Below are 22,910 nucleotides of genomic sequence, written 5' to 3'. Positions count from 1 at the left end.
CGGCGACATTGGCATCGGGATACAATCCATCGATCCGAGGTTAGGATACTGAAAGGAACTATCCATCATCATCTCCTGTTGACAAAATTAGATACAATCCATCGATCCGAGGTTAGGATACTGAAAGAGCGTGCTCGGCGAAGTAGCGATAAATATCTTCGGCATGATACAATCCGGCATGATACAATCCATCGATCCGAGGTTAGGATACTGAAAGGAACTATCCATCATCATCTCCTGTTGACAAAATTAGATACAATCCATCGATCCGAGGTTAGGATACTGAAAGGTCCAGATGGGGAGTTTGATCGGGCAGGGCGTTGGTGATACAATCCATCGATCCGAGGTTAGGATACTGAAAGAGCACTCCCAGATTAAAGGGGGGTTACAAATGATGAGATACGATCCATCGATCCGAGGTTAGGATACTGAAAGTGGGGTTGTTTCGCAGAATATGCGGAAGCCTTCTTATGATACGATCCATCGATCCGAGGTTAGGATACTGAAAGTGTTCTACTGGTATACCCTCTATGAAGGGAGCAACTTCCGATACGATCCATCGATCCGAGGTTAGGATACTGAAAGCATCAGTGGCGGTCTCACCGCCAGACGCCCCCGTTTGATACGATCCATCGATCCGAGGTTAGGATACTGAAAGATGAGGTGGCGAAGGATCACGCAGTTGTTCTGGCCGACCGATACAATCCATCGATCCGAGGTTAGGATACTGAAAGCCTGGGTCTCGCACAAACACAAGCTCCCCCTCTCCCTCGATACAATCCATCGATCCGAGGTTAGGATACTGAAAGTATTGCGAGCACATTCAAGTAGCAGGGTCAATCCGTCGATACAATCCATCGATCCGAGGTTAGGATACTGAAAGAATACCCGCCGATACAACTCGGCTGGCGGTTGTGGATCAGATACAATCCATCGATCCGAGGTTAGGATACTGAAAGCTTGTGCGGCTATTTTAGCCACACGGGAGGCCGCTTCCCGATACAATCCATCGATCCGAGGTTAGGATACTGAAAGTACTGTTTTTTGTACCTTATATCCATACCCATCACCACCACAATTACAATCCATCGATCCGAGGTTAGGATACTGAAAGTGTCCTTCTGAGAGAGCCCCATGGGCTGCCGCTTCCAATTACAATCCATCGATCCGAGGTTAGGATACTGAAAGCATTGTAGCGCCCGATCCCCGGCACTTCGGGGGTCATTACAATCCATCGATCCGAGGTTAGGATACTGAAAGAGCGTGCTCGGCGAAGTAGCGATAAATATCTTCGGCATGATACAATCCGGCATGATACAATCCATCGATCCGAGGTTAGGATACTGAAAGCGCATACCACAAACATACCACCAACCTTTTTTCAATGCCCTCCTTGGGCACCGTGGTGGCACGATGGTAAGGAACGGCACAAGGCTCGATGTCTTAACTGTGATAAGAATTCTGAACCAGCTCAAACGCAAGAGGAGGTTGAGGGGCTACGCCATTTTTGGGGCAGTTGCCGCTTCCTACTACATGGCTCCTATTTATACCGATGACATAGATGTACTGGTGTTGGCCGACACAGACCAGGAATACATATCCATTTGGCGCGAGCTATCTCAACATGCCGAAAGAACGAAGGGATTTGGATTTATAATAGCCAAAACAGAAACTCAGATTTTACCAACTTCTATTGACCCCCTGTATGAAAACGCCCTACGGAAGGCCCAACTGGTTCGGGTTGGTGGAGTTACTACTAGAATAGTTGATAGAGAGCATCTGATTCTTATGGCTCTAAAGGCTAATCGGAGCAAAGATAGGTTCAGAGCCCTGATGCTACTCGAAGAGGCCGATATGGTTTACTTGCACTCGCTTCTACAGAGGTTTGACAAAGATGGTTCCCTTGAAAAAGGGCTTAAGACGCTGCGTTAAAATTCCAACCCTAGAGGATTGGGCAAAGGCCAAAGAGCAGTTACATCTGCAAAAGACTAAACTACCTTTTATCCAGAAGTTGAGAATACTGGATAATTTGAAAAGAGATGCGATTGATTGGGAGAAAAGCCTACCGCCGGGCACTTAGACACATTTTAGCCAGGCTACCTCTCGTTCGGAAGGTGGCCATATTGGAGAAGATGCAGGCAGATGTAGCCCTGTTTCGGAGTCCATCTGCGAGAAGGAGGCGGTTACAACCTGACGATCTGAGGTCGGGATAAGGGAGCCCTACGTGCTTTTAGCAAACTGGGGCACAGCCGAAAGCCCCCTGCCAAGGTGGCTCTGTCCCCTTGGGACCCCCGTTTTTCAAAGCTCTTCCGGCCATTGTAACGAGGTCATAAACTCCCGAATCTGAGCGGTTGCCAAGTCATGGGACTGTTCGGGATATGTGAAGCGGTACTTTATGAACCACTTATCAAGAGTAAACAGGTATGTCTCCGACAGCATTGGCAGCCGTGTCCCAGCAACCACCCGTTCAAACTTGAAAGTTAGCTTCCTGCCTTTAAGCGTGCGACCCGGTTGATCTAGCAGAGCTTCATCTTCCGTCACCGAAGTTGCCCCGGGATACCACTTCAGGATCTCATTCTTCACCGCCGAGAATTCTCTCTCCTCGATAAGTGCCTTCGCTTGTGCAACTACTTTGGGCAGAGAACCTATGGAAACCACCCGCACACCGGGGTAGACGTAAACCGTCGCTACCACTGGATAGCGCGGACTCAGAAGATTGTAGCCAACGCTGACGTCTTCTTCGGACTGATCATAGCGCAAGACCTTACCTCGCTCAAAGTCCCCTATTCTCTCCGGGAACCGCATCTTCAATCCCGGATGAGTATAAGGGCCCTCGACGTTTATCTGTGACGGCTCCTGGGACGCTGGCTGTGTCGCTACGGAGGCCGGTCCTTGAGACGGCCGTTGTGCCCCCTGGCAGCCCATGAAGATAAGCGGCGGAATGAGAAGCAAGGCAAAAGCGCACTGCTCTGCCACCGACCTAGTAACACGAGCCACGTTCATAAGCAACCCCTTATTTCCGACGCCATCATATACAAATACAGTTCAGCAGAACAAGAGAAGAACTACTTGAGTACGGGCAAGCGAATTACCTAGTCAAGCAAGCCCGAATTTCCCATTCTAACCCTTGATTCAGGCGCGGCCATGCCCCTCGCCTTCTGGCGCAATTATGAGTCCCTGCCCTTCAACTGTCAAGCACCTTTTGGAACATCGCAGGCCCTTTTCAAAGTCGCGTTGTGTGGGGAAGGAGTAGGCCGTGCGTGCGCGCATAGTGCCTTGTGTCCCTGTTAAGAGCCGATTCCTGGCCCTAAACTGGCGACATGCTCCCTTGTCTCTCAGACTTTGAAAAGGCCGTGCCACGTGGTATAACTTCGCTGGAGACGGATGCATTTCTGGTATAATAGGGTGCTTGATGGGTCGAACTCGATCCTATCTATTAAGGAGGCAAGGTGACAGTATGGAAGGGGTGCGAACTATCTTATCCACGGCGCAACGGAGCGTAGTAATTGGACACGATTTACCAGTGGTGATCATCGGTGAGCGTATCAACCCCACGGGGCGCAAGAAAATGGCCGCGGCCATCTCCAATGGTGATATGCTTATGCTCAAAGAGGAAGCCAGGTCCCAGGTGGCGGCCGGAGCCCACGTCATTGATATCAACGTGGGCGTGAGTGGGATCGATGAGCCCCAGGCGATGATAGCAGCAGTAAAAGCCGTGTGTGAGGTCGTCGATGTGCCCATCTGCATCGATTCCTCCAGCCACGAGGCTAAGGAAGCTGGATTGCGCACCTTTCAGGGGAAAGCCCTGGTCAATTCGGTGACGGGGGAGGAAGAATCTCTGAGCCAGGGCCTGCCCCTCATCAAGCAATTCGGTGCGGCAGTCATCGGCCTTTGTATGGACGAGACAGGTATCCCGAATACAGCCGCTAAACGTCTTGAGGTAGCCCGGAAGATCGTCCAAAGGGCAGAGAGCCTGGGCATTCCGCGGGAGGATGTCATCATTGATCCCCTCTGCCTCACCGTTGGCGCTGATTATCTGGCCGGTAAGGTCGCTTTGGACACGATAGCGCTGGTGGTCAAGGAGCTAGGGCTTAACGTTAGCGGTGGAGTCAGCAACGTCTCCTTCGGACTGCCTGACCGCAAGCCCCTCAACGCCACTTTTTTAGCGATGACCATCGCTCGTGGGTTAAATTGTCCCATCACCGACCCCACTCAATGGGAGATTCGCCAGACGCTCCTGGCGACGGACCTGATGCTGGGGAAAGATCAGTACGCCTTGCGCTATATCACAGCCTATCGCCAGAGACAGGCGGCCCTGGAGCAAAAAGGTCTCGCGAAGGAGTGATTCAGCCTATGTCGAACCGTCCTGATATCAGCGGCCACAGGTCGAAGACTCTTATCGAGCTGGCTTGTCTCTCAGCCGGGAGGGGCTGATTCAGCCATGGCCGAAATGTTCACCGTCCTCACCCCTCAAGATGCCCTGCGGCGCCTCCTGGAGCATCTGGACAGTTGTCCCACGCCCACAGAGACGCTGCCACTTATGGAGAGTGTGGGGCGTATTCTGGCTGAGGAGATAGCCTCACCAGCAGACCTGCCCCCGTTCGCCCGCTCCAGCATGGACGGCTATGCCGTGCGCGCTCAAGATACCTTCGGGGCTTCAGAGGGCAACCCGGTCTACCTGAGTGTCGTTGGGGAGGTGATGATGGGGGAGGAGGCGACGATACCGCTTGGCCAAGACCAGGCCGTCAGGATCAGCACAGGAGGGATGCGGCCCATTGGGGCAGATGCTGTCGTCATCGTCGAGGATACCCAACTCGTTGCTGCGGATATGGTTGAGGTGAGGAGGGCCGTTGCCCCTGAGGATAACGTGGCTCAGGTTGGTGAGGATATTAGAAAAGGGGAGATTCTCCTAACCCGGGGGCACAGGTTGCGCCCCTGGGATTTGGGGGCCCTGGCCGGGGTGGGGCTAAGCCAGGTGAGGGTTTTCAGGAGGCCGCGTGTGGCCATCATCGCCACGGGAGACGAGCTGATCGAGCCGGGGAAGGAGCCACAGCCCGGTCAAATCAGCGATATCAACTCCTACACCCTGGCTGCTCTGGTCACCGAGGCGGGAGGCATCGCCCTGCGGCAAGGCATTGTTGGCGACGATTATACCACTCTGCGGGCGAAGGCTGAGTATGTCCTGGCTACAGCAGACATGCTTTTGCTTTCCGGGGGTAGCTCTGTCGGTACGCGTGATCTCACCTCTCGAGTGATGAGCGACCTGGGCGAGCCAGGCATCATCGTTCACGGCGTAGCGGTCAGGCCAGGCAAGCCGACCATCCTGGCCGTCGCCAAGGGCACGCCGATATTTGGCTTGCCCGGACAGCCTGTCTCGACTATCGTTATCTTCGATCTCTTGGTGAAGCCGGTCATCCAGCAGCTGGCCGGCTACCAGGTTCGTCTTCAAGAGCGGGTGTGGTTGCGGGCCTATATGGCCCGTAATGTCGCCTCTGCGCCGGGTCGAGAGGAATATATCAGGGTCAGATTAGAGAATAGAGACGGCGAGCTCTGGGCCGTGCCTATCCTGGGTAAGTCGAGCTCCATCTCCACCATGATTAGGGCTGATGGACTGGCCATTATCCCTCTCAATAAAGAGGGAGTAGAGATGGGGGAGGCGGTTGAAGTCAGATTACTTTAGGAAGGAATATCATCCCCCAAACCCCCTGAGGGGGTTCAAGGGAGCCCTGCGGGCTTTTTATGGGAGCTGGGGCACATCCCCAATCCCCTGCCAAGGGAGCCCTGCCCCCTTGGAACCCCCGGGGAGGTCAAGGAGGCCCTACGGGCTTTTTATGGGAGCTGGGGCACATCTGAAAGCCTCTCGTGTTCGCTGTCTTTAGGAGATAAGGGGGCGTGGGTAAGCGGAGTATCTATCTTCACCTGGTATCTTTGGAGGAAGCGCTGGATCACATCGCCAGGATCGGCGAGTCTAAGCGGCCGGCCAGCATTGCCGAGGAGGTAGCGATCGTAGACTCGCTGGGTCGGGTCACAGCCGAGCCGGTCTTTGCCGCCATTTCCTCCCCTTCTTATAACGCCGCGGCTATGGACGGTGTGGCCGTTCATTCCGCTGACACCTTTGGGGCTTCGGAGAGCGCTCCTGTGCGCCTTGAGCTGGGGCAGCAGACTGTAGCGGTGGATACGGGGGACCCGCTGCCCGCCGGCTTCGACGCCGTGATCATGATTGAAGATGTTCAACCAGTGGGCGATAAGGCCATCGAGGTCATCGCTCCAGCCTCCCCCTGGCAACATGTCCGCCCAACCGGGGAGGATATCGTGGCCACAGAACTGATCCTCCCGGAGAACCACCAAATCCGACCCATAGATATTGGGGCAATGTTGGCTGGTGGGCTGGTTAGAGTGAAGGTCTACCGCAAGCCCCGCGTAACCATCATTCCAACGGGAACAGAACTGGTTGAGGTTGGACACCCTCTGGAGCCCGGGCGGATAATTGAATCCAACTCTCATATCCTGGCTGGACTGGTGACGCTCGCTGGTGGCGTTCCCCAGCGCCTACCACCAGTGGCTGACGACTACGAAGCGATCAAAAAAGCCATTGTGGTGGCAGTGGCTGACAGCGATCTCATCATCATCAATGCTGGTTCCTCGGCTGGGCGAGAGGATTATACCCTGACTGTTGCGCGGGATATGGGGCAGGTGCTCTTTCATGGCGTACAGATCAGGCCGGGTAAGCCAGCGTTTTTGGGGCTGGTCAAAGGCAAACCGCTCTTAGGCATCCCGGGTTACCCGGTCTCGGCTGTACTGACCTTCGAGCTTTTGGCCAGGCCGCTGATCGCCCGTTGGGCAGGCATCCGCCCTCCCGCCCTGGGGCGTGTGAGGGCTCGTATGTCTCAGAAGGTCCTCTCTCCCCTCGGGGCGGAGGAGTTCTTGAGGGTAAGGTTGGGCCGGGTAGGGGAGCATCTGATCGCCACCCCGCTGGGGCGTGGTGCTGGGGCCCTGATGTCGCTGGTCAGGGCTGATGGGGTCGTACGCATCCCCAGCAATAGCGAGGGTTTGTTGGCCGGAGAAGAGGTTGAGGTAGAGCTATACAAGGCAGCGGAGGAGATCGAAAACACTATCGTGGTCCGTGGCAGCCATGATCCCTGCCTTGATATCCTGGCCAGTGAGTTGAAGCGAAGGTTCCCACAGCTGACCCTCTCTTCTGCTCACGTGGGCAGCATAGGTGGTCTGCTGTCCTTGAGGAGGGGGGAAGCCCATCTGGCTGGCATTCACCTCCTCGACGAGGAGAGTGGCGAATATAACATCCCCTATATCGAACGTTTCCTGCCTGGACGAAAGGTAGCCCTGGTCAATCTGGTCTATCGCCAGCAAGGGCTGATGGTGGCCCCAGGCAACCCCAAGCAGATTCGAGGACTGCTGGATCTGGCGAGACCGGGCGTCACCTTCATCAATCGGCAAAGGGCGGCGGGCACCAGGCTCCTCCTTGATCTCAAATTGAGGGAGATGGGCATCATCCCTGAAAGCATAACCGGTTATGAGCGCGAGGTTTATACCCATATGGCCGTAGCGGCGGCGGTAGCTGGGGGTACGTCCGATGTCGGGCTCGGTGTCCTCTCCGCAGCCAGGGCCTTGCATCTCGACTTCATCCCTATCGCTCAGGAGCGCTATGACCTGGCCATTGCTGGCGAGTATTATGAGAGCCCTGGCGTACAGAGGTTGCTGGAGGTCATCCGCTCCAAAGAATTTCAGGAAAGGGTAGCGCAGCTGGGCGGGTATGACGTTTCAGATACGGGCAAGTTGCTACTGAAGAAGGATTAATCCTTTGGACTATACTCTTTCGCTACTTTTGATTGCCGTAGGCTTTGCGGCCGGTCTTTTTGGTTCGGCCTTAGGATTAGGAGGAGGCGTTTTCGTCGTCCCCATCCTCACTTTGCTCCTTCATATCCCTATCCACACTGCGATTGGTACCAGCATCGTCGCCGTCATCGCTACCTCCAGCTCGGCGGCCAATGTGTATGTCAAGGCCCGCCTGGTGAATATCAGGCTGGGGATATTGTTGGAAATAGCCACCACCACGGGGGCCATCATTGGTGGACTCACGGCCGTTCTGGTCGATGCCCATATTCTCAGCGTGCTCTTTGGGCTTGTCCAGGTCTATGTGGCTTATGCTATGGGGATACGTAGTGCCGTAAGCGAAGAGAGCCTGGCTGAGGAGGGACCTCCTGCCGGTGTGGAAGAGATTGGTTTCTTGGGTACGGCCCTTTCCGCCTCGTATTACGACAGGGCTACCGAACAGGTTATCCGCTACCAGGCGAAATCTGTTCCTCTGGGACTGTTAGCCAGCGTGTTGGCTGGCAATCTCTCCGGGCTGCTGGGGATAGGGGGAGGCATCATTAAGGTGCCAACGATGAACCTGCTTATGGGTATCCCCTTGAAGGCGGCCACGGCCACGAGTAACTTCACTATAGGGGTTACAGCTGTAGCCAGCGCCTTCATTTATTATAGCCGAGGTCACATCCACCCCTTCATCATTGCTCCCGTCGTCGTCGGCGTCTTCCTGGGTGCCCAGGCCGGTTCTCGCCTGGCCCAGAAGGCCAGAAATGTCACTCTGAGACGCATATTTATGTTAGTGCCTCTCTTCATCGGCCTGCAAATGCTGCTCAAGGGTTTCAACCTGAATCTGGGCTTTTAACGGAGGTATCTTTTTTGGACACTGTGCCCGAGAACCCGAAGGATAGGCAATTGTATCTCTGGGTGCGCGCTACCCTCATTATTGGTGTCTTCTCCAGTCTGCTGCTGATGCTTCTGGGGCTCACTATGCTCACTGTGCGCGATCTACAGGGGGGAGAGTTTGGCATTCCCTTAGAGGGGGTCAGCGTGATCCCCGTGGAGCAAATCCTGGAACAGTCCTTGCTCCTTGAGCCGCTAGCCCTGATGAGTCTAGGCACCCTCCTACTCTTTATGACACCCATCTCCTATATCATCATCGCCGCCATAACCTTCTGGATGGAGAGAGATAGGCCTTACTTGGCCATCTCCTTGGCCGTTCTCGCTATGCTCTCCTTGAGCATCTTCCTGTCCTTCCACTGATCCATGCCACCGCCAGCCATGTCCTCAATCCTGGAGAATCTCCTGGAAACTGTCGCACATTTAATCATTATTTAATAATTAGCCTATAGACTTTTAGCATCTAGGCCTATAATAGTATTCCAGGTGTTCTTTACAGAGAGCTCCGGGATAGTGTAAGGAGGATGAGTAAAAGCGATGAAGATGGAGGCTCCAAAATCGACTGCCCTACGGCTTCGACCAGAGTGGGTCCGACGCCGTTGGTTTGTCGCCCTGGTGATAATTGCCTTGGTGGGCCTGGCGGGCTACCTTGGCTATCAGAGAATGGCGGCTCCAACCGCAGTTACAGGTCAGGTGATAACTGTGCCTGTACGGAAGGGCTCGCTGATCAGCACAGTCAGCGCTACCGGCTCCGTAGTGGCTGATAAGCAGGCCAAGCTCACCTTCACCAGTGCCAGCCGGCTCAAGGAATTGAAGGCGAAGATGGGCGATGAGGTCAAGGCTGGCCAGCCCCTGGCTGCTTTGGATACGACCCAGCTGGAGATAAATCTGGCTCAGGCCAAGGCTGCCTTACGCATCAGCCAGATCAAGCTGGAACAGACCAAGGCCCCGGAGGCCATCGCTGCGGCGCAAGCGGCTTATGATAGTGCTATGGCTAAATATAACGCCCTGGTGGCCAGCCCTACGGCGGCCGATCTCAAGGCGGCTGAACAGTCTGTAGCCAGCGCCCAGGCCAACTTGCAGAATGCAGAGGCGAATCTGGCCGAACTCAAGGCTAGCCCAAGCCCGGACGACATTCGGAAGGCTGAATTGAATCTGGAACAGGCTAAAAACAACCTTTGGGCCGTCCAGGTGAACCGTGATGGCATTAAAGGCGACCCACGTAACCCTGATTACAAGAAGGTAGCCGCTGATGCCCAGGTGGCTGCTGCTGAGACATCTGTGGCCCAGGCTCAGCTTAATCTAGAGGTCGTCAAGTCCGGCCCAAAGCCAGAGGATTTGGCCACCGCGGAGAAGAACGTTCAGAGTGCGCAGGCAGCGCTGGCAGCGGTTCAAGCCAGGCTGGATCAATTAAAAGCCGGCCCCACCGCCGCTGACCTGGCCACGGCCAAAAGTGCTATAGCCAACGCTAAGGTACAATTGGTGGAGCTGACGCAAGGCTCAGTGCCTACTGATATCGCCCTGGCTGAGGAGCAGGTCAAGCAGTCTGAAGCGGCGGTGAAGCAAGCCGAGCTAAACCTGGCTAACGCCACCATCGTTGCCCCATTTGATGGGGTGGTTGCCGCGGTGGGGGCGAACGTTGGAGAGCAGGTCTCAAGCGCAACCCCCATCGTGACCCTTGTAGACCCGAAGGCGGTGCGTGTAGATGCCACTGTTGATGAGAACGATGTAGCCAAACTCGGCTTGGGAAAATCGGCTCAGATAACCTTTGATGCCTTGCCTGGTAAGAGATTCTCAGGCAAGGTCACGGCCATCGCTCCCAGCGGCACCATGCAGCAGGGTGTGGTCACCTATCTGGTCTCCATCTCACTCGATTCCGCAGGCACAAATCTGCCAATCGGTATGACGGCCAACGTCTCTATCACGGTTGACCAACGAGACAACGTGCTTATGGTACCCAATCGGGCCATCCGCATTCAGGGGAGAGAGCGAATAGTGGAGGTGTTAGTAAACGGTCAGCCAGAGAAGCGGGCTATCCGCGTGGGGTTGAGCAATGACCAGTTCACGGAGGTGGTGGAGGGATTGAAGGAGGGCGAGGAGGTAGTGCTACCGACCACGACCACGGCACCAGTCCGGGTGCCGGGCATGGGTGGTTTCGGTGGGTTTGGTGGCTCTCCTATGCCTGTAGGACCACCACGCTAGATCCCTAGAAGCAGGAACCCTCATAATGGGGAGTGTCCGCCGAGGGCGGACCGGGGGTCATTATGAAAGAGGCTATAGAAGGAATTCGCCTGGGAGGATAAGATGATAAAGATCGACAATATAACCAAGGTTTATACTATGGGCGAGGTGAAAGTGCACGCCCTACGCGGTCTCTCTTTACAGATAGAAAAGGGGGCATTGGTCTCTATCATGGGACCTTCTGGTTCGGGCAAGTCTACATTGATGAACATCATCGGTTGCCTGGATCAGCCTACTTCAGGTACCTATGAACTCGATGGGCTTGAGACCAGCCGCCTGTCTGACGAAGAGCTGGCCGAGATTCGCAATAAGAAGATCGGCTTTGTCTTCCAGACCTTCAACCTTTTACCCCGCGCTACGGTTATCGAGCAGGTGGAGCTGCCCTTGCTCTATGGCGGTAGTGACCATCGCCGCCAGAGGGCCCAGGCAGCCCTGGAGATGGTAGGAATGGGGGACCGTTTGCATTTCAGACCGACTGAGATATCGGGGGGGCAGCAACAGCGGGTGGCTATAGCGCGTGCTCTGGTGACCGACCCCCGCATCATCCTAGCCGATGAGCCGACAGGCAATCTGGATACGCGGGCCAGCGAGGAGATCATGGACATCCTCCAGCGGCTTAATAGAAAACATAGCATAACTATAGTCATCGTCACCCACGAGCCGGATATTGCCCTGCACACGCAACGGATAATCCATATCAGAGATGGACTGCTAACAAGCGATGAACTTGTCCCCAAACCGACTTCAGCTGAGCAAATACTGCAAAGCCTGCCCTCCCCGAACGGTTGGGAGAAGGTAAACAGTGGGCTGATCGCCCGGAGGTGAGTAGATGAACCTAGTGCAAAGCCTGCGCGTTGCTCTGCGGGCATTGACGGCCAACAAGTTGCGCTCGGCCCTGACTATGTTAGGGATGATCATCGGGGTGGGGGCGGTTATCGCATTGATGTCCGTCGGGAGGGGGGCGCAGGCCTCGATTGATGCCCGCATCAAAGGGATGGGTACCAATCTCCTATTCGTCACCCCCGGGGCCATCCAGGAGGGAGGGGTAAGGATGGGCGCTGGTACTGCCCCCACGTTGACCCTGGAAGACGCTGAGGCCATCGCTAACCCGGCCAATGCCCCGGCCGTGGCTATGGTGGCACCGGAGAGTACTATCTTTGGCCAGGTCGTGGCCGGTTCCCAAAACGTGCGGACGCGCATCGTGGGCGTCACCCCCGAATATCAACAAGTGCGTAATTTCTATCCGGCGGTGGGGGAGTTTATCAGTAAGCAAAACATAGAGGCTCGCTCTCTGGTGGCCGTGCTGGGCAGCTACGTAGCTCAAGGGTTGTTTGGCGACATGGACCCCGTCGGTCAAAGCATCAAGATCAACATGGTCACCTTTCGCGTCATCGGAGTGATGGAGAGCAAGGGCGCTCAGGCCATGGGCAATCAGGATGATATCGTCTTTATACCCATCACCACCATGCAGCAACGTCTTATGCATCAGCGCACTGTGCGGGGTGGACATAATGTCTCCATGATCAACGTGCAGGTGGCCAATGAAAATCTGATGAAGGAGGCCACCGAGGAGATTGGGTCCATTCTGCGTGAGCGTCATCGGGTAGCACAGGATGACTTCACCATCAGGAGCCAGGAGGATATGCTGGCTATGGCCGGCCAGGTGACGGGGATAATGACCCTGCTCCTGGGCAGCATCGCGGGCATTTCACTGGTGGTGGGTGGCATTGGCATCATGAATATCATGCTGGTCTCGGTGACGGAGCGGACGCGAGAGATAGGCATTCGCAAGGCCGTAGGGGCTAAGCGCCGGGATATCCTCAGCCAATTCCTTATCGAGGCGATAGTCGTCAGCCTGGTCGGTGGAGGTATAGGTATACTCCTGGGAATAGGATTAGCTCAACTCATCTCCCGATTTAGCCTCGGGGGGCAGTCCATTCCAACCCTGGTCTCTGCTGACGCCGTTATGTTGGCCTTCGGGGTCTCAGCGGTCGTGGGGCTCTTCTTCGGCATTTACCCAGCCAGTCGGGCGGCCCGTCTGAACCCCATTGAGGCCCTGCGCTATGAGTAGGTGCTGGGGAGTAACAAGCGGGGCAGGGACAAGCCCTGCCCCTACATGCTTCATTCCCCCCGCTCCCGTCCTCCGAAGGAGGACGGGAGCGGGGGGCAGGTGGTGAGGGTGCTTTACCCTAAGGGGAGGTCAAGGAGGGAGCACCCTCCTTGGAGGGTTCTAGGGCTCCGCCCTAGCTATCCCCCTCACCCGTGGGAGAAAGGGGGAGGTCAAGGAGGGAGCACCCTCCTTGGAGAGTGCTAGGGACCTGCCCTAGTTATCCCCCTCACCCGTGGGAGAAAGGGGGAGGTCAAGGAGGGAGCACCCTCCTTGGAGGGTTCTAGGGCTCCGCCCTAGTTATCCCCCTCACCCGTGGGAGAAAGGGGGAGGTCAAGGAGGGAGCACCCTCCTTGGAGGGTTCTAGGGCTCCGCCCTAGCTATCCCCCCTCTCCCGCGCAGCGGGAGAGGGGGCCAGGGGGTGAGGGTGACCTCAAGAGTAACGGTCCTGGTCGTCGATGATGAGCGGAATATCGTCCAGCTGATCAAGTTATACCTCTCCAAGGAGGGATATCAGGTGGAGACGGCTTATGATGGCCAAGAGGCCTTAACCAAATGCCGGACGGGCAAGCCCAGTCTGGTGTTACTTGACTTGATGATGCCTGGACTAGACGGGTGGGAGGTATGTCGTCAGCTGCGTAGGGAGAGCGATATCCCCATAATCATTCTTACGGCCAGAAACGATGATGTGGATAAGATCGTCGGTCTCGAGCTGGGGGCTGACGATTACCTAACTAAGCCTTTCAACCCCAGAGAGTTGGTGGCCAGGGTGAAGGCAGTCTTGCGCCGTTACCAGGTTGGTGTCAAACCGACCAGGGTCCTCGAGCTGGGCAACCTGCGCATAGACCCGGAACGGCGGGAGGCGACGGTAGAGGGCAAGCCGCTGAACCTGCGGGCTAAGGAGTTCGATCTCCTGGCCACCTTCGCCCGCAACGTGGGCATCGTTCTCAGTCGTGAAAGGCTGCTGGACCTGATCTGGGGCTACGACTACGAGGGTGATCTGCGCACCATCGACGTCCATATCACCTGGCTTAGGGAGAAGCTGGTCGGCAGCACGGTGCAGATTCAGACGGTATGGGGCATTGGCTATAAGCTGATACCCAGCGCTACTGAGAAGGAGTAACGTGGTCCTGCGCAGCCTGCGCTCAAGATTGATCGTCTCTTACATTCTCATTATTTTCCTGTGTCTTTTCCTAGCCGGCTCAGCTTTCCTTTACCTTCTTAGGGATTACCAGCAGCAACTGGCTCTTAACCGTCTGGCTGACCTGTCTTTACCGGTTTCCTGGCAGATACGCATCCTCGAGAGAGGTGGCGTTCCCCCTGCACAGATATCCTCTTTCCTGCAAGAGCAAGCAGCGGTGATGAATGTTCGTATCTTATTGATGGATGCCCAAGGGCTGGTCGTAGAGGACACACAAGGTGACCTTAAGGGTCGCACCATCTCGATTCCCCACGGTGACATATTGCGTCTTCACCCCAGGACCTTTTGGACCACATATCAGGAGGGCAGCGGACAGAGCTTTCTCCTTGTGACTGTAGCGACGCAACCTGTGTCTCCCTTCAATGAACGTTTCGTGAGCCGCAGCCCAGCCTACTCGGTGGTTTTGGCTGTTCCCCAGCAGAGCGTCTCCTCGGCCTGGTTGGAGCTGGCCCCTAGTCTCTCTCTGGCCGCCCTCGTCTCGCTGGCTATCTCCATCGTCATCGCTTGGCTCCTCTCTCGCTCCATCGCTGGCCCCGTAGTCGAGGTGACACGGGCCTCTGAGGAGATGGCCAAGGGCAATTATCAGCAGTCTATATCTGTACGTGGCAGCAGCGAGATAAGGCGCTTGGCCACGGCCTTCAACGCCATGGCTCAACAGGTGAACGTTTCCCATCGCACCCTGCGTGATTTCCTGGCTAACATATCCCATGGATTGAAAACGCCCCTCACCTCCATCCAGGGTTTCTCTCAGGCGATGGTTGATGGGGCGCTAAATGAACCTGAGGGATACGCTGAGGCAGGGCGGATTATTAACGAGGAGGCCAACCGTATGGGCTGCCTGGTGGATGATCTGCTAAACCTTTCCAAACTGGAAGCTGGGCAGCTTCCTCTCGAAAAGCATAGTCTTGACCTGGCCGAGCTACTACGGGCCTGTATCAGACGGGTAGAGCGGCGTGCCGGAGAGTCGAGTATTGAGCTGGTTTCACAGCTGCCATCTCTGCCCTCGTTTGAGGGTGATGAGCGTTGGTTAGAACAAGCCTTTGACAACCTTTTGGATAATGCCTTGCGGCATACGCCACAGGGTGGGCGCATCACTGTAACCTTAGGTGAGAGAACCAAAGACGAGAGAGGGAGGATGCAGAAGGCTTCTGGCTCCTCTTCACCTTCATCTGTTCTCTGTGTTTCCGTGCACAATACTGGTTCCTACATTTCAGCTAAGGACCTGCCTCATATCTTTGAGCGCTTCTACCAGGTGGACGAGTCACGAGCCCGAGCTGGCGGAGGCAGTGGTTTGGGCTTAGCCATCGTCAAAGAGGTCATCGAGGCGCACGGTGGAATGGTGGAAGCCAAGAGCGATCCAAAGAGCGGCGTCGAACTGCTGGTTACCCTTCCTTTAGGCCAGACGACCGTTTAGTGAGGGGACAAAAAGACCTTACTGGCGCCGCTCTGCGGGCCAGGGAGCAGCCTGGTCCTGTCCCTTCGGATGATGCAGGGATCCCCCCTGTGCGTGCCAGCGCAGGAGCCAATAGAGACTGATCAGAGCAAAGCCGGCCACGCTCACCTCGGCCATTACAGGACCGGCGTGCTGGAGGGTCAGCGGGGCGACGAAGTCCACCAAGCTGTGGTAGGCGATGGCTCCCCCTAGCCACCAGCGACTCTGTCGCAGGAAGACTTGCAGGACCATCACGGCCAGTGAAATCTGGATGATCATCGCCCCGGCTCGCTCGAAGGCCCCCAATAGGGGCATCCACCACTCCAATTTGGCGAAGGTCTCCTGGGCTTGTCTTATCTGCTCCATCTGCGCCGGAGGCAGTTGAGTTGCATCTAGACTGGATATAGCGATGTAATTCACCAAGGTGATCGAAGCCAACACGCTCCCCAGCAGGACAGACTCCAGCCCGCCGTGCCCGATACCATACATCAGGGCATTTCGCCAGGATTTTTCCTTCTTTATTAGATATATGTAGCCGAGGTAGCGGCCGATCTCCTCAAACAGCCCTGCTGTGGCGGCCAGGATGGCCAGCCAGATGAGGGGAAGGAGAGGTGAACTCTGAATGAGTGGCCCCAGCAGAGACTGGGCCAGGAGCACGCCGGGGATGCGCGTGATCACCTGGGAGAGGAAGAAGACCAAGGCCCCATAGCCTAGAAATCGCCAGGGCACATTATAGCGTCGGCGCACCAGCAGGGCCAGGGCTACAGGCAGGGCGAGGTCGAACACCGCGGCCAGGCCATAGCTAGCAGCGAGCAGAGGATTCATCATCTTCTATGTAAACGGGGGATACGAATGAGGTCCCAAAGGACGCGCAGGGCGTGTGCGGGGCTGAGACGCATTCGAGAGCCACCGGCGTTCGTCCAGCTTACGGGGACCTCGCTGATGCGATAACCGGACTTTTGAGCCAGGTAAAGGATCTCCACATCAAAGATGATGCTCTGGAGAAGCGACTCGGCGAAAAGGTGGTGGGCTACCTCTCGGCGAAAGCACTTGAACCCGGATTGACTGTCGGCGATGCCCGGCAGGATAAGGCGCGCCGCCAGAAAATGAAAGAGTCGTCCCAGGAGACGGCGATAGAGGGGTTGCGAGGCGCGCATATCGGTACCATCGGGCTGCACCCGCGAGCCGATAACGACGTCGCAGCCGTTTTCCATCTTCGCCAATAGCTTCGCCACCTCTTCAATGGGGGTAGATAGGTCAGCATCGGTGAAGAGGATGTACCGACCGTTGGAGTGGAGGACGGCCCGCCTGATGCCGGCCCCTTTACCCTGGTTAGTTGGTGAGACGAGGAGTTTTATCCTGGGAGAGGCAAACGAGGTTACCACGGCGGCCGTGTTGTCCCTTGAGCCATCATCGTTGATGACGATTTCATAGGGGTAGCCTTGCCTATCGAGGTAGGATACGATGCGCTGTAGGCTTGGTCCGATGCGCCTCTCCTCGTTGTAAGCGGAGATAGCCACAGATAGGTAGGGTTTCTCAACCTGGCTGGTCATTTATAGCTCTCTTCTTGCCGTCGCCCGATCACCTGAATCTTAGCGCGGCGATGTTTCCAGAGGACTGCGCGCTTGATTGCGCCTAAAAATCTGGGAGAAGGATAGGGCATCAAACGGTGGTTGTCAAATGTAGTTTTGGTGGATGACGGTGGGGGCGGTTGGCCAACCGCCCCCACCGTTTGCTCAAGGACAGGTGAGACGCCTGTGCCCCCATCTTACTTGGCGTACTTTTTCAACTCGGCATCGATCTTGGCTGCTGCTGTTTTGATCGTTCTCTCCACCGGCATCCCCTTAGCGATGTCGGCCAATGCCTCCATAGTCAGCGTTCCATACTCAGTATAGCCGGGCGTCACCGGGCGAGGTTGCCCCCACTTGACCAGCTCCAAATAGGAGATGTTCAGTGGGAAGGACTGATACTCCGGTATCAGGGCAAACATCGACTTGCGCGCCGGCAGGGTCTGGAGCCATTCGCGCATCTTAGGGCCCATCTCCTTGCTGGTCAGAAACTTGACGAACTCCTTGGCCTCCTTCTGGCGCTTGCTGCCGGTGGTGACCACGTACAGGAAGGTACCGGTATGGGTGATAGGGGTCTTGAAATAGGGCAAGGGTGTGATCGACCACTTCAGGTCCGGATACTGCGCAAAGGTAGCGCGCTGGATCTCAGGGGCAAGGAAGGTGGCCGCCTTGCCGGTCTGGAAGGCATCAGGGATCAACGCCTGAGGGGAGAGCTTCCACTTGTTGAAGAAATCGGACATGAACTGGAAGGCCTCCAGCGCCTGCGGCGTGTCAATGTAGCCGGTCACCTTGGTGCCCTCCGGGTTCATCCCCAGAAAGGTGGGCGTGCCCGGCTTATCGTTGGAACGAACCATGGGTATCCAGTCATAGTCCGACGTCATGCTGCGCGTCACCAACCCCCAGACCTTGGGGACGCCATCGGGAGGGAGAGGACCGACGACCTTGCGCAGGGCCTCAGCGAACTGGGGCCAGGTCCAGGCCTCCTCCAAGGTCTTCGGTGGCTTGATGCCCGCCTCATCAAACATCTTGGTGTTGTAGAAGATGAGGATGGATGACTGGATGTACGGCCCACCATAGATTTTGCCCTGCCAAGAGGCCGCTTTCAGCGAAGCCTCGACGAAGTCTGCCATATCCTCCTTGGTGTAGATGTCGTCCAGGGGGATGATGGAGCTGTGGTAGGCATAGCCTACGACGTTCGGCTCAGCCGCTTCGATCACATCGTGGGGCTCGCCCGAGGCCAAGGAGACAGCGATCTTGCGGAAGAACTCGGCGTAAGGCACCGTCTCGTACTCTACTTTAATGTTGGGATGTTTTTCCTCGAACAGCTTGATGGCGGCCTTATAGGCGGTAGGCCTTGGCTCTCCCGCCGGACCCAGGAAGCGGATGGTAACGGGCGCTGGTGGCTTGGTGGGCGTTGGTGGCACTGGCGTCGGAGTGGCCACAGCCATCGGCGTCGGCGTCGCCGGCGGTGGGGCAGGCGCCTTGGTCGGCGTCGGCGTTGGGGCAGCGGCCGGGACACAGGCACTGGCGACGAAACTGAGCAACAGAACGACAACAATCGGCAGCAAAAACCGCCTTTTCACTGTAGGTCTCCTTTCACAGCACTAAAACACCACACTTAGAACGACAACTATCGGCACCGCTGGTTTTTTGTTCATCACCTCCTTTCCTGAGAACCTCGCTTCATTCGGACTGAAGTAGGGAAGGGGAGAGGTGACGCTTTTGGTGGCGTTCCTTTATTCCATCCCATTCAGCCAGTAGCCGCACCGCCTCGCAAGCAGCCTGACAGGCCTTATCCAGATTTCCATCCGTCGGCTTTCTCACCTGGGTGATGCGGTTGGAGCCGATGACACAGATGCAGCCAGCCCTCAGTCCGAAGAGGTTAGCCAACACAAAGAGGGTAGCAGCTTCCATCTCAAAGTTAGCGATCTTGGCCATACTCAGGTCTTCGATGACATGGTCAAGCCTTGAGGGCCAATACCCACCATAGATAGGATTGGCCTCACCGGCGTAGAAGGAGTCGACGCTGGCCGTTAGTCCCACGTGATAATTGAATCCCAGGCGTTCACAGGCCTCGATGAGGGCCAGGACGACCTCGTAGCTGGCCACAGCGGGGTATTCATCACCGATGTAGGCACGGGGTGCGCCGGTCAAGCGCATCGCTCCGGTGTGGATGACCAGGTCGCCGGGCTCAATGTGCTTCTGCAAGCCACCGGCCGTACCCACCCGGATGAAGGTGTCTACACCGACGTTAGCCAGTTCCACCACGGTGATATCGGTGGAGGGACCGCCGACGCCGGTGGAACAAGCAGCGATATCTACCCCTTTATACTTTCCCCTGGCCACACGAAATTCACGGTGATATTTGACCTCCTCGTATTCGTCCCAAAACTTGCCGATGCGCGGCACACGTCCGGGGTCACCTGGGGTCAGGGCGTAGCGGGGTAGATCGCCCTTCTTGACCAGCAAATGCATCTGCTGGCCAAAGTCACTCAGCGGCGTGAATTCCGGTTTTGGTCTCATTGATGAACCTCCTTAAGAATTTTTATTGGCCCTCACCCCCTGGCCCCCTCTCCCGCTTTGCGGGAGAGGGGGGAGTTGGGGGGGCTAGGGCGGAGCCCTAGGACCCTCCAAGGAGGGAGCACCCTCCTTGACCTCCCCTGTGGGAGAGGGTGATTGGGTTCAGGCTGTATTCTGCTTCGCTCCCCGTAGTGGGGCTGTACCCTCACCCCCTGGCCCCCCCGTCCTTCTCTGAAGGGGGGATGAAGGCCGGGGTGTCCTTCGGAGAAGGATAGAACCCTCCTACCTGGCGTACTTCTTCAACTCCGCATCCATCTTGTCCATCATCGTTTTGACCGTCCGCTCCACTGGCAGCCCCTTGATGATGTCGGCCACGCCTCCCTCAAATAGCGCGGCGTAGGCCGTGTAGCCAGGGGTCGTTGGGGGAGGCTGACCCCACTTAGTCATCTCCAGAAAGGAGAGGTTCAGTGGAAAGGACTGATACTCCGGTATCTGAGCGAAAGTGGACTTGCGGGCCGGTGGCATTTGGGTCAGTTTGTACCAGGGCAGCGACATCTCCTTGCTGGTCATGAACTTGACGAATTCCTTGGCCTCCTTCTGGTGCTTGCTGCCAGCCGTGACCACGTACATGAAGCTGCCCGTATGGGTGATGGGGGTCTTGAAATAGGGTAAGGGCGTGAGCGACCATTTTATGTCCGGATACTTTTTCAAGACAACGACCCCGTCCTCGGGGCGCAAACAGGTAGCCGCCTTGCCCGTCTCAAAGGCCAGGGGGACATCCGCCTGAGGGGAGAGCTTCCACTTGTTGAAGAAGTCGGACATGAACTGGAAGGCCTCCAGCGCCTGGGGCGTGTCGAGGTAACCGCTCGCCTTGGAACCGTCGGGGCTCACCGCCGTGAAGGTGGGCCCACCTGGCTTATCGTTGGAGCGGATCAGTGGTAGCCAGTCGTAGATCGTTCCGATGCTGCGTGTCACCAACCCCCAGACCTTGGGGACGCCATCGGGAGGGAGAGGACCGACGACCTTGCGCAGGGCCTCAGCGAACTGGGGCCAGGTCCAGGCGTCCTCCAAGGTCTTCGGTGGCTTGATGCCCGCCTCATCAAACATCTTGGTGTTGTAGAAGATGAGGATGGACGACTGCATGAATGGCCCGGCATAGAGCTTACCTTGGTAGGTGGCCTGCTTCACCGAGGACTCGACGAAGTCATCCCTGTCCTCCTTGGTATAGATGTCATCCAGGGGAGCCAGGGAGCCGGCGTAGGCGTAGCTCAGGACGAATGGGCCACCGGGCCACATGACATCGTGAGGCTCGCCCGAGCCCAGGGAGACGGCGATCGTGCGGAAGAGCTCCTTGAAGGCGACCATATGGAGGTCAACCTTGATGTTCGGATGCTTCTCCTCGAACATCTTAATGGCTACGGGGAGAGCTGAGGCGTACGGCTCACCGCCGGGGGTGAGGAGCCTGATAGTGACCGGAGGTGCGGGTGGCTTGGTGGGCGTTGGTGGCACCGGCGTGGGGGTGGCTACGGCCACAGCAGTCGGTGTCGTCGGTGGGGCAGCTGCCTTGGTCGGCGTCGGTGTTGGGGCAGCGGCCGGGGCACAGGCGCTGGCGACGAAGCTGAGCAGCAGAACGACGATTATCGGCAGCCAAAACTGTCTTTTCACGGAAAGTCTCCTTTCACAAAACTAAAACACGGCGCATAGGTCGAAGACTCCTTGAGTCCTTCGAAGAAGGACTCTTCGAGATGCGAACAATCATCGGCGTCTATAGCTTATTCATCACCTCCTTCTCAAGGTCGAAGACTCTTCGAGGAGACATTTCTGGACAACTCGAAGAGTCTTCGACTTCATTGCCTTACTCACTGTGAAAGGCGTTGCTGATGATATTGCCCTCCGACTGAGCCGGGGCTGGGATGCCCAACAGGTGGGCGATGGTGGGGGTCACGTCCACCGTCCAGGGTGGCACAGGCAGGCGATAGCCTCGCTTTGTCCCCGGCCCAGCCATCACCAGGATGGCCTGCACCGAACATCCACTGTACTTGGCTGTGGGCAGGTAGCAATGATGGACGCCTTGCAAATAGGCCCCGTGGGGGTACCATATCCCTTGCTGAATGGTCTCAAATCCAGTCTCGGGGATGAGGGCTGGATCAAAGGGGCCAACCGAATGTACGGCACCGTTGGCGTATTTCGGCACGAGGTAGTAGACGATGTCGCCGACCCTGTCTCCCCACTGTCCCAGGAAGGTGGCCTCCTCCGTGCGCAAGGCCAGCGCCACCGGGCACTCGCCCGTCTCCGGGTCCCGCATCGAGTAAAGGGCCTTTATGGCCTCGGTGCGCACCTGTTCATACTCCTTCCCAGGCTCCACGATGCCCTGGGGGTCCCGTCCCTTGAGGTTCACCCAGATGTTCTGGGCCAGGGGATGGTCACCGAGTACCACCTTGCTCTTCGCCCAATCCAGCACCAGTTGTCCATTTTTCTCCTTGTAAACGAGCAGCCCGGCTTCGACGAGGGGCTTCCCCGCCCAGACCATCTTCACTGCCGGTATGGCTCCGTGGTCGGAGAGGACCACTTTTAGCGTCTCTTCATCAGCGCAGCTACCCAATATCTCCCCCACCATCTGGTCCAGCACCTTGTACTCCTGGCGAAACCTCTCCCAGGCCTCCTCCGCCCGCTGGAGATCATAAAGGGCCCAATCAGGACAGAGCTCGTTCTGAATCTCATGGTAGAGGCTGTCAGGGGCGTGAATCTGGACAATGAGGAGGTCCCAGGGATGCTTCTGGGCCAGATAACGCGTCATCGCTGCTATCCCCGCCGCCTGATGGGGGATCGACGTGGGCTCATATACCGGACAGATGACCGGCACCTTCTGGGTCAGCTCCTCCTCTTCCCCTGCCCGCTCACCACTCTCCAGGGCCAGCATCTCCTCAATCAACTCCTCCCCTACCCCCTCCGGATAGGCCCAGCCCTCGGAATTAAAGATCACCGTCCGCTGTAGGCTCACCCTCCTCCCATCCGACGATAACTCCTCCAGATGTATCTTGAACTTGCCCAGCACCGGCGCATAGGGCGTCTCAAAGTCAGCACGAAGCCACCCGCTCCACTCCCCCACCTTGAGAA

18 protein-coding genes and 1 CRISPR repeat array are annotated in these 22,910 nt (G+C 56.8%); of the genes, 11 read left to right on the top strand and 7 right to left on the bottom strand.

Translation table 11 applies throughout. The features are described from left to right. Positions 1 to 20 precede the first annotated feature (20 nt). Positions 21 to 1,350: direct repeats of the CRISPR family, unit length 35 nt; unit sequence TACAATCCATCGATCCGAGGTTAGGATACTGAAAG. A 63-nt stretch (positions 1,351 to 1,413) separates the two neighbouring features. Continuing rightward, complete coding sequence (locus M1136_11945) at positions 1,414 to 1,932, top strand: hypothetical protein (protein ID MCL5076334.1); 519 nt, start codon at positions 1,414 to 1,416, stop codon at positions 1,930 to 1,932. 366 nt (positions 1,933 to 2,298) lie between these two features. Here M1136_11945 and M1136_11940 read toward each other — a convergent pair whose 3' ends face one another. After that, entirely contained in the window at positions 2,299 to 3,003 is a 705-nt protein-coding gene (locus M1136_11940) for a hypothetical protein (GenBank protein MCL5076333.1), read from the bottom strand. Positions 3,004 to 3,457: 454 nt separating this feature from the next. Here M1136_11940 and M1136_11935 point away from each other — a divergent pair, with 454 nt between their 5' ends. The 10 genes from M1136_11935 to M1136_11890 all read left to right on the top strand — a co-directional run bounded on the left by M1136_11935 (position 3,458) and on the right by M1136_11890 (position 15,687). Further along, positions 3,458 to 4,345, top strand: a complete 888-nt coding sequence (locus tag M1136_11935) for a dihydropteroate synthase (protein MCL5076332.1) — start codon at positions 3,458 to 3,460, stop codon at positions 4,343 to 4,345. A gap of 96 nt (positions 4,346 to 4,441) precedes the next feature. Further along, a complete protein-coding gene (locus M1136_11930; GenBank protein ID MCL5076331.1) occupies positions 4,442 to 5,680 on the top strand; it encodes a molybdopterin-binding protein in 1,239 nt (412 codons plus the stop codon). A gap of 212 nt (positions 5,681 to 5,892) precedes the next feature. Beyond that, positions 5,893 to 7,815 carry a molybdopterin biosynthesis protein gene (locus M1136_11925; GenBank protein MCL5076330.1) on the top strand — a complete coding sequence of 641 codons (1,923 nt, stop codon included), beginning with the start codon at positions 5,893 to 5,895 and terminating at the stop codon, positions 7,813 to 7,815. Between the two features lie 4 nt (positions 7,816 to 7,819). Further along, positions 7,820 to 8,689, top strand: coding sequence for a sulfite exporter TauE/SafE family protein (locus tag M1136_11920; protein MCL5076329.1), 870 nt, complete (start codon positions 7,820 to 7,822; stop codon positions 8,687 to 8,689). 23 nt (positions 8,690 to 8,712) lie between these two features. Continuing rightward, positions 8,713 to 9,087: a DUF1634 domain-containing protein gene (locus M1136_11915; protein MCL5076328.1), complete on the top strand. Its 375-nt coding sequence runs from the start codon at positions 8,713 to 8,715 to the stop codon at positions 9,085 to 9,087. A 174-nt stretch (positions 9,088 to 9,261) separates the two neighbouring features. Beyond that, on the top strand, positions 9,262 to 10,926 hold the full coding sequence (locus M1136_11910; GenBank protein ID MCL5076327.1) for an efflux RND transporter periplasmic adaptor subunit: 1,665 nt from the start codon (positions 9,262 to 9,264) through the stop codon (positions 10,924 to 10,926). A gap of 102 nt (positions 10,927 to 11,028) precedes the next feature. Further along, the gene (locus tag M1136_11905; GenBank protein ID MCL5076326.1) at positions 11,029 to 11,790 is read left to right on the top strand and encodes an ABC transporter ATP-binding protein; all 762 of its coding nucleotides are present in this window, start codon (positions 11,029 to 11,031) and stop codon (positions 11,788 to 11,790) included. 4 nt (positions 11,791 to 11,794) lie between these two features. After that, positions 11,795 to 13,036, top strand: a complete 1,242-nt coding sequence (locus M1136_11900) for an ABC transporter permease (protein MCL5076325.1) — start codon at positions 11,795 to 11,797, stop codon at positions 13,034 to 13,036. 463 nt (positions 13,037 to 13,499) lie between these two features. Beyond that, positions 13,500 to 14,195: a response regulator transcription factor gene (locus tag M1136_11895; protein MCL5076324.1), complete on the top strand. Its 696-nt coding sequence runs from the start codon at positions 13,500 to 13,502 to the stop codon at positions 14,193 to 14,195. 1 nt (position 14,196) lies between these two features. Next, on the top strand, positions 14,197 to 15,687 hold the full coding sequence (locus M1136_11890; protein ID MCL5076323.1) for a HAMP domain-containing histidine kinase: 1,491 nt from the start codon (positions 14,197 to 14,199) through the stop codon (positions 15,685 to 15,687). A gap of 18 nt (positions 15,688 to 15,705) precedes the next feature. Here the strand turns inward: M1136_11890 and M1136_11885 are convergent, their stop codons facing one another. From M1136_11885 to M1136_11860, 6 genes are all read right to left on the bottom strand, one after another. Next, the gene (locus M1136_11885) at positions 15,706 to 16,533 is read right to left on the bottom strand and encodes a YhfC family intramembrane metalloprotease (protein ID MCL5076322.1); all 828 of its coding nucleotides are present in this window, start codon (positions 16,531 to 16,533) and stop codon (positions 15,706 to 15,708) included. Then, positions 16,530 to 17,258 (bottom strand): glycosyltransferase family 2 protein, encoded by a 729-nt coding sequence (locus M1136_11880; GenBank protein ID MCL5076321.1) that lies wholly within the window; start codon positions 17,256 to 17,258, stop codon positions 16,530 to 16,532. Before M1136_11880 ends, M1136_11885 begins: the two co-directional genes overlap by 4 nt. Positions 17,259 to 17,473: 215 nt before the next feature. Further along, the gene (locus M1136_11875; GenBank protein MCL5076320.1) at positions 17,474 to 18,856 is read right to left on the bottom strand and encodes a sugar ABC transporter substrate-binding protein; all 1,383 of its coding nucleotides are present in this window, start codon (positions 18,854 to 18,856) and stop codon (positions 17,474 to 17,476) included. A 100-nt stretch (positions 18,857 to 18,956) separates the two neighbouring features. Continuing rightward, the gene (locus tag M1136_11870; GenBank protein MCL5076319.1) at positions 18,957 to 19,796 is read right to left on the bottom strand and encodes a nucleoside phosphorylase; all 840 of its coding nucleotides are present in this window, start codon (positions 19,794 to 19,796) and stop codon (positions 18,957 to 18,959) included. 279 nt (positions 19,797 to 20,075) lie between these two features. Next, a complete protein-coding gene (locus tag M1136_11865; protein MCL5076318.1) occupies positions 20,076 to 21,458 on the bottom strand; it encodes a sugar ABC transporter substrate-binding protein in 1,383 nt (460 codons plus the stop codon). A gap of 190 nt (positions 21,459 to 21,648) precedes the next feature. Next, the coding region (locus tag M1136_11860) for an alkaline phosphatase family protein (GenBank protein ID MCL5076317.1) at positions 21,649 to 22,910 on the bottom strand (1,262 nt) is incomplete at its 5' end.

Source organism: Chloroflexota bacterium (assembly GCA_023475225.1).
Classification (GTDB): Bacteria; Chloroflexota; UBA6077; order FW602-bin22; family JAMCVK01; genus JAMCVK01.
This window is presented reverse-complemented; position numbering and strand designations above follow the sequence as displayed.

Coding starts and splice junctions, on each gene's coding strand:
- M1136_11905 (MCL5076326.1), top strand. CDS start 11,029: ATGATAAAGATCGACAATATAACCAAGGTTTATACTATGGGCGAGGTG.
- M1136_11930 (MCL5076331.1), top strand. CDS start 4,442: ATGGCCGAAATGTTCACCGTCCTCACCCCTCAAGATGCCCTGCGGCGC.
- M1136_11940 (MCL5076333.1), bottom strand. CDS start 3,003: ATGAACGTGGCTCGTGTTACTAGGTCGGTGGCAGAGCAGTGCGCTTTT.
- M1136_11880 (MCL5076321.1), bottom strand. CDS start 17,258: ATGACCAGCCAGGTTGAGAAACCCTACCTATCTGTGGCTATCTCCGCT.
- M1136_11935 (MCL5076332.1), top strand. CDS start 3,458: ATGGAAGGGGTGCGAACTATCTTATCCACGGCGCAACGGAGCGTAGTA.
- M1136_11910 (MCL5076327.1), top strand. CDS start 9,262: ATGAAGATGGAGGCTCCAAAATCGACTGCCCTACGGCTTCGACCAGAG.
- M1136_11870 (MCL5076319.1), bottom strand. CDS start 19,796: ATGAGACCAAAACCGGAATTCACGCCGCTGAGTGACTTTGGCCAGCAG.
- M1136_11945 (MCL5076334.1), top strand. CDS start 1,414: ATGGTAAGGAACGGCACAAGGCTCGATGTCTTAACTGTGATAAGAATT.
- M1136_11900 (MCL5076325.1), top strand. CDS start 11,795: ATGAACCTAGTGCAAAGCCTGCGCGTTGCTCTGCGGGCATTGACGGCC.
- M1136_11885 (MCL5076322.1), bottom strand. CDS start 16,533: ATGATGAATCCTCTGCTCGCTGCTAGCTATGGCCTGGCCGCGGTGTTC.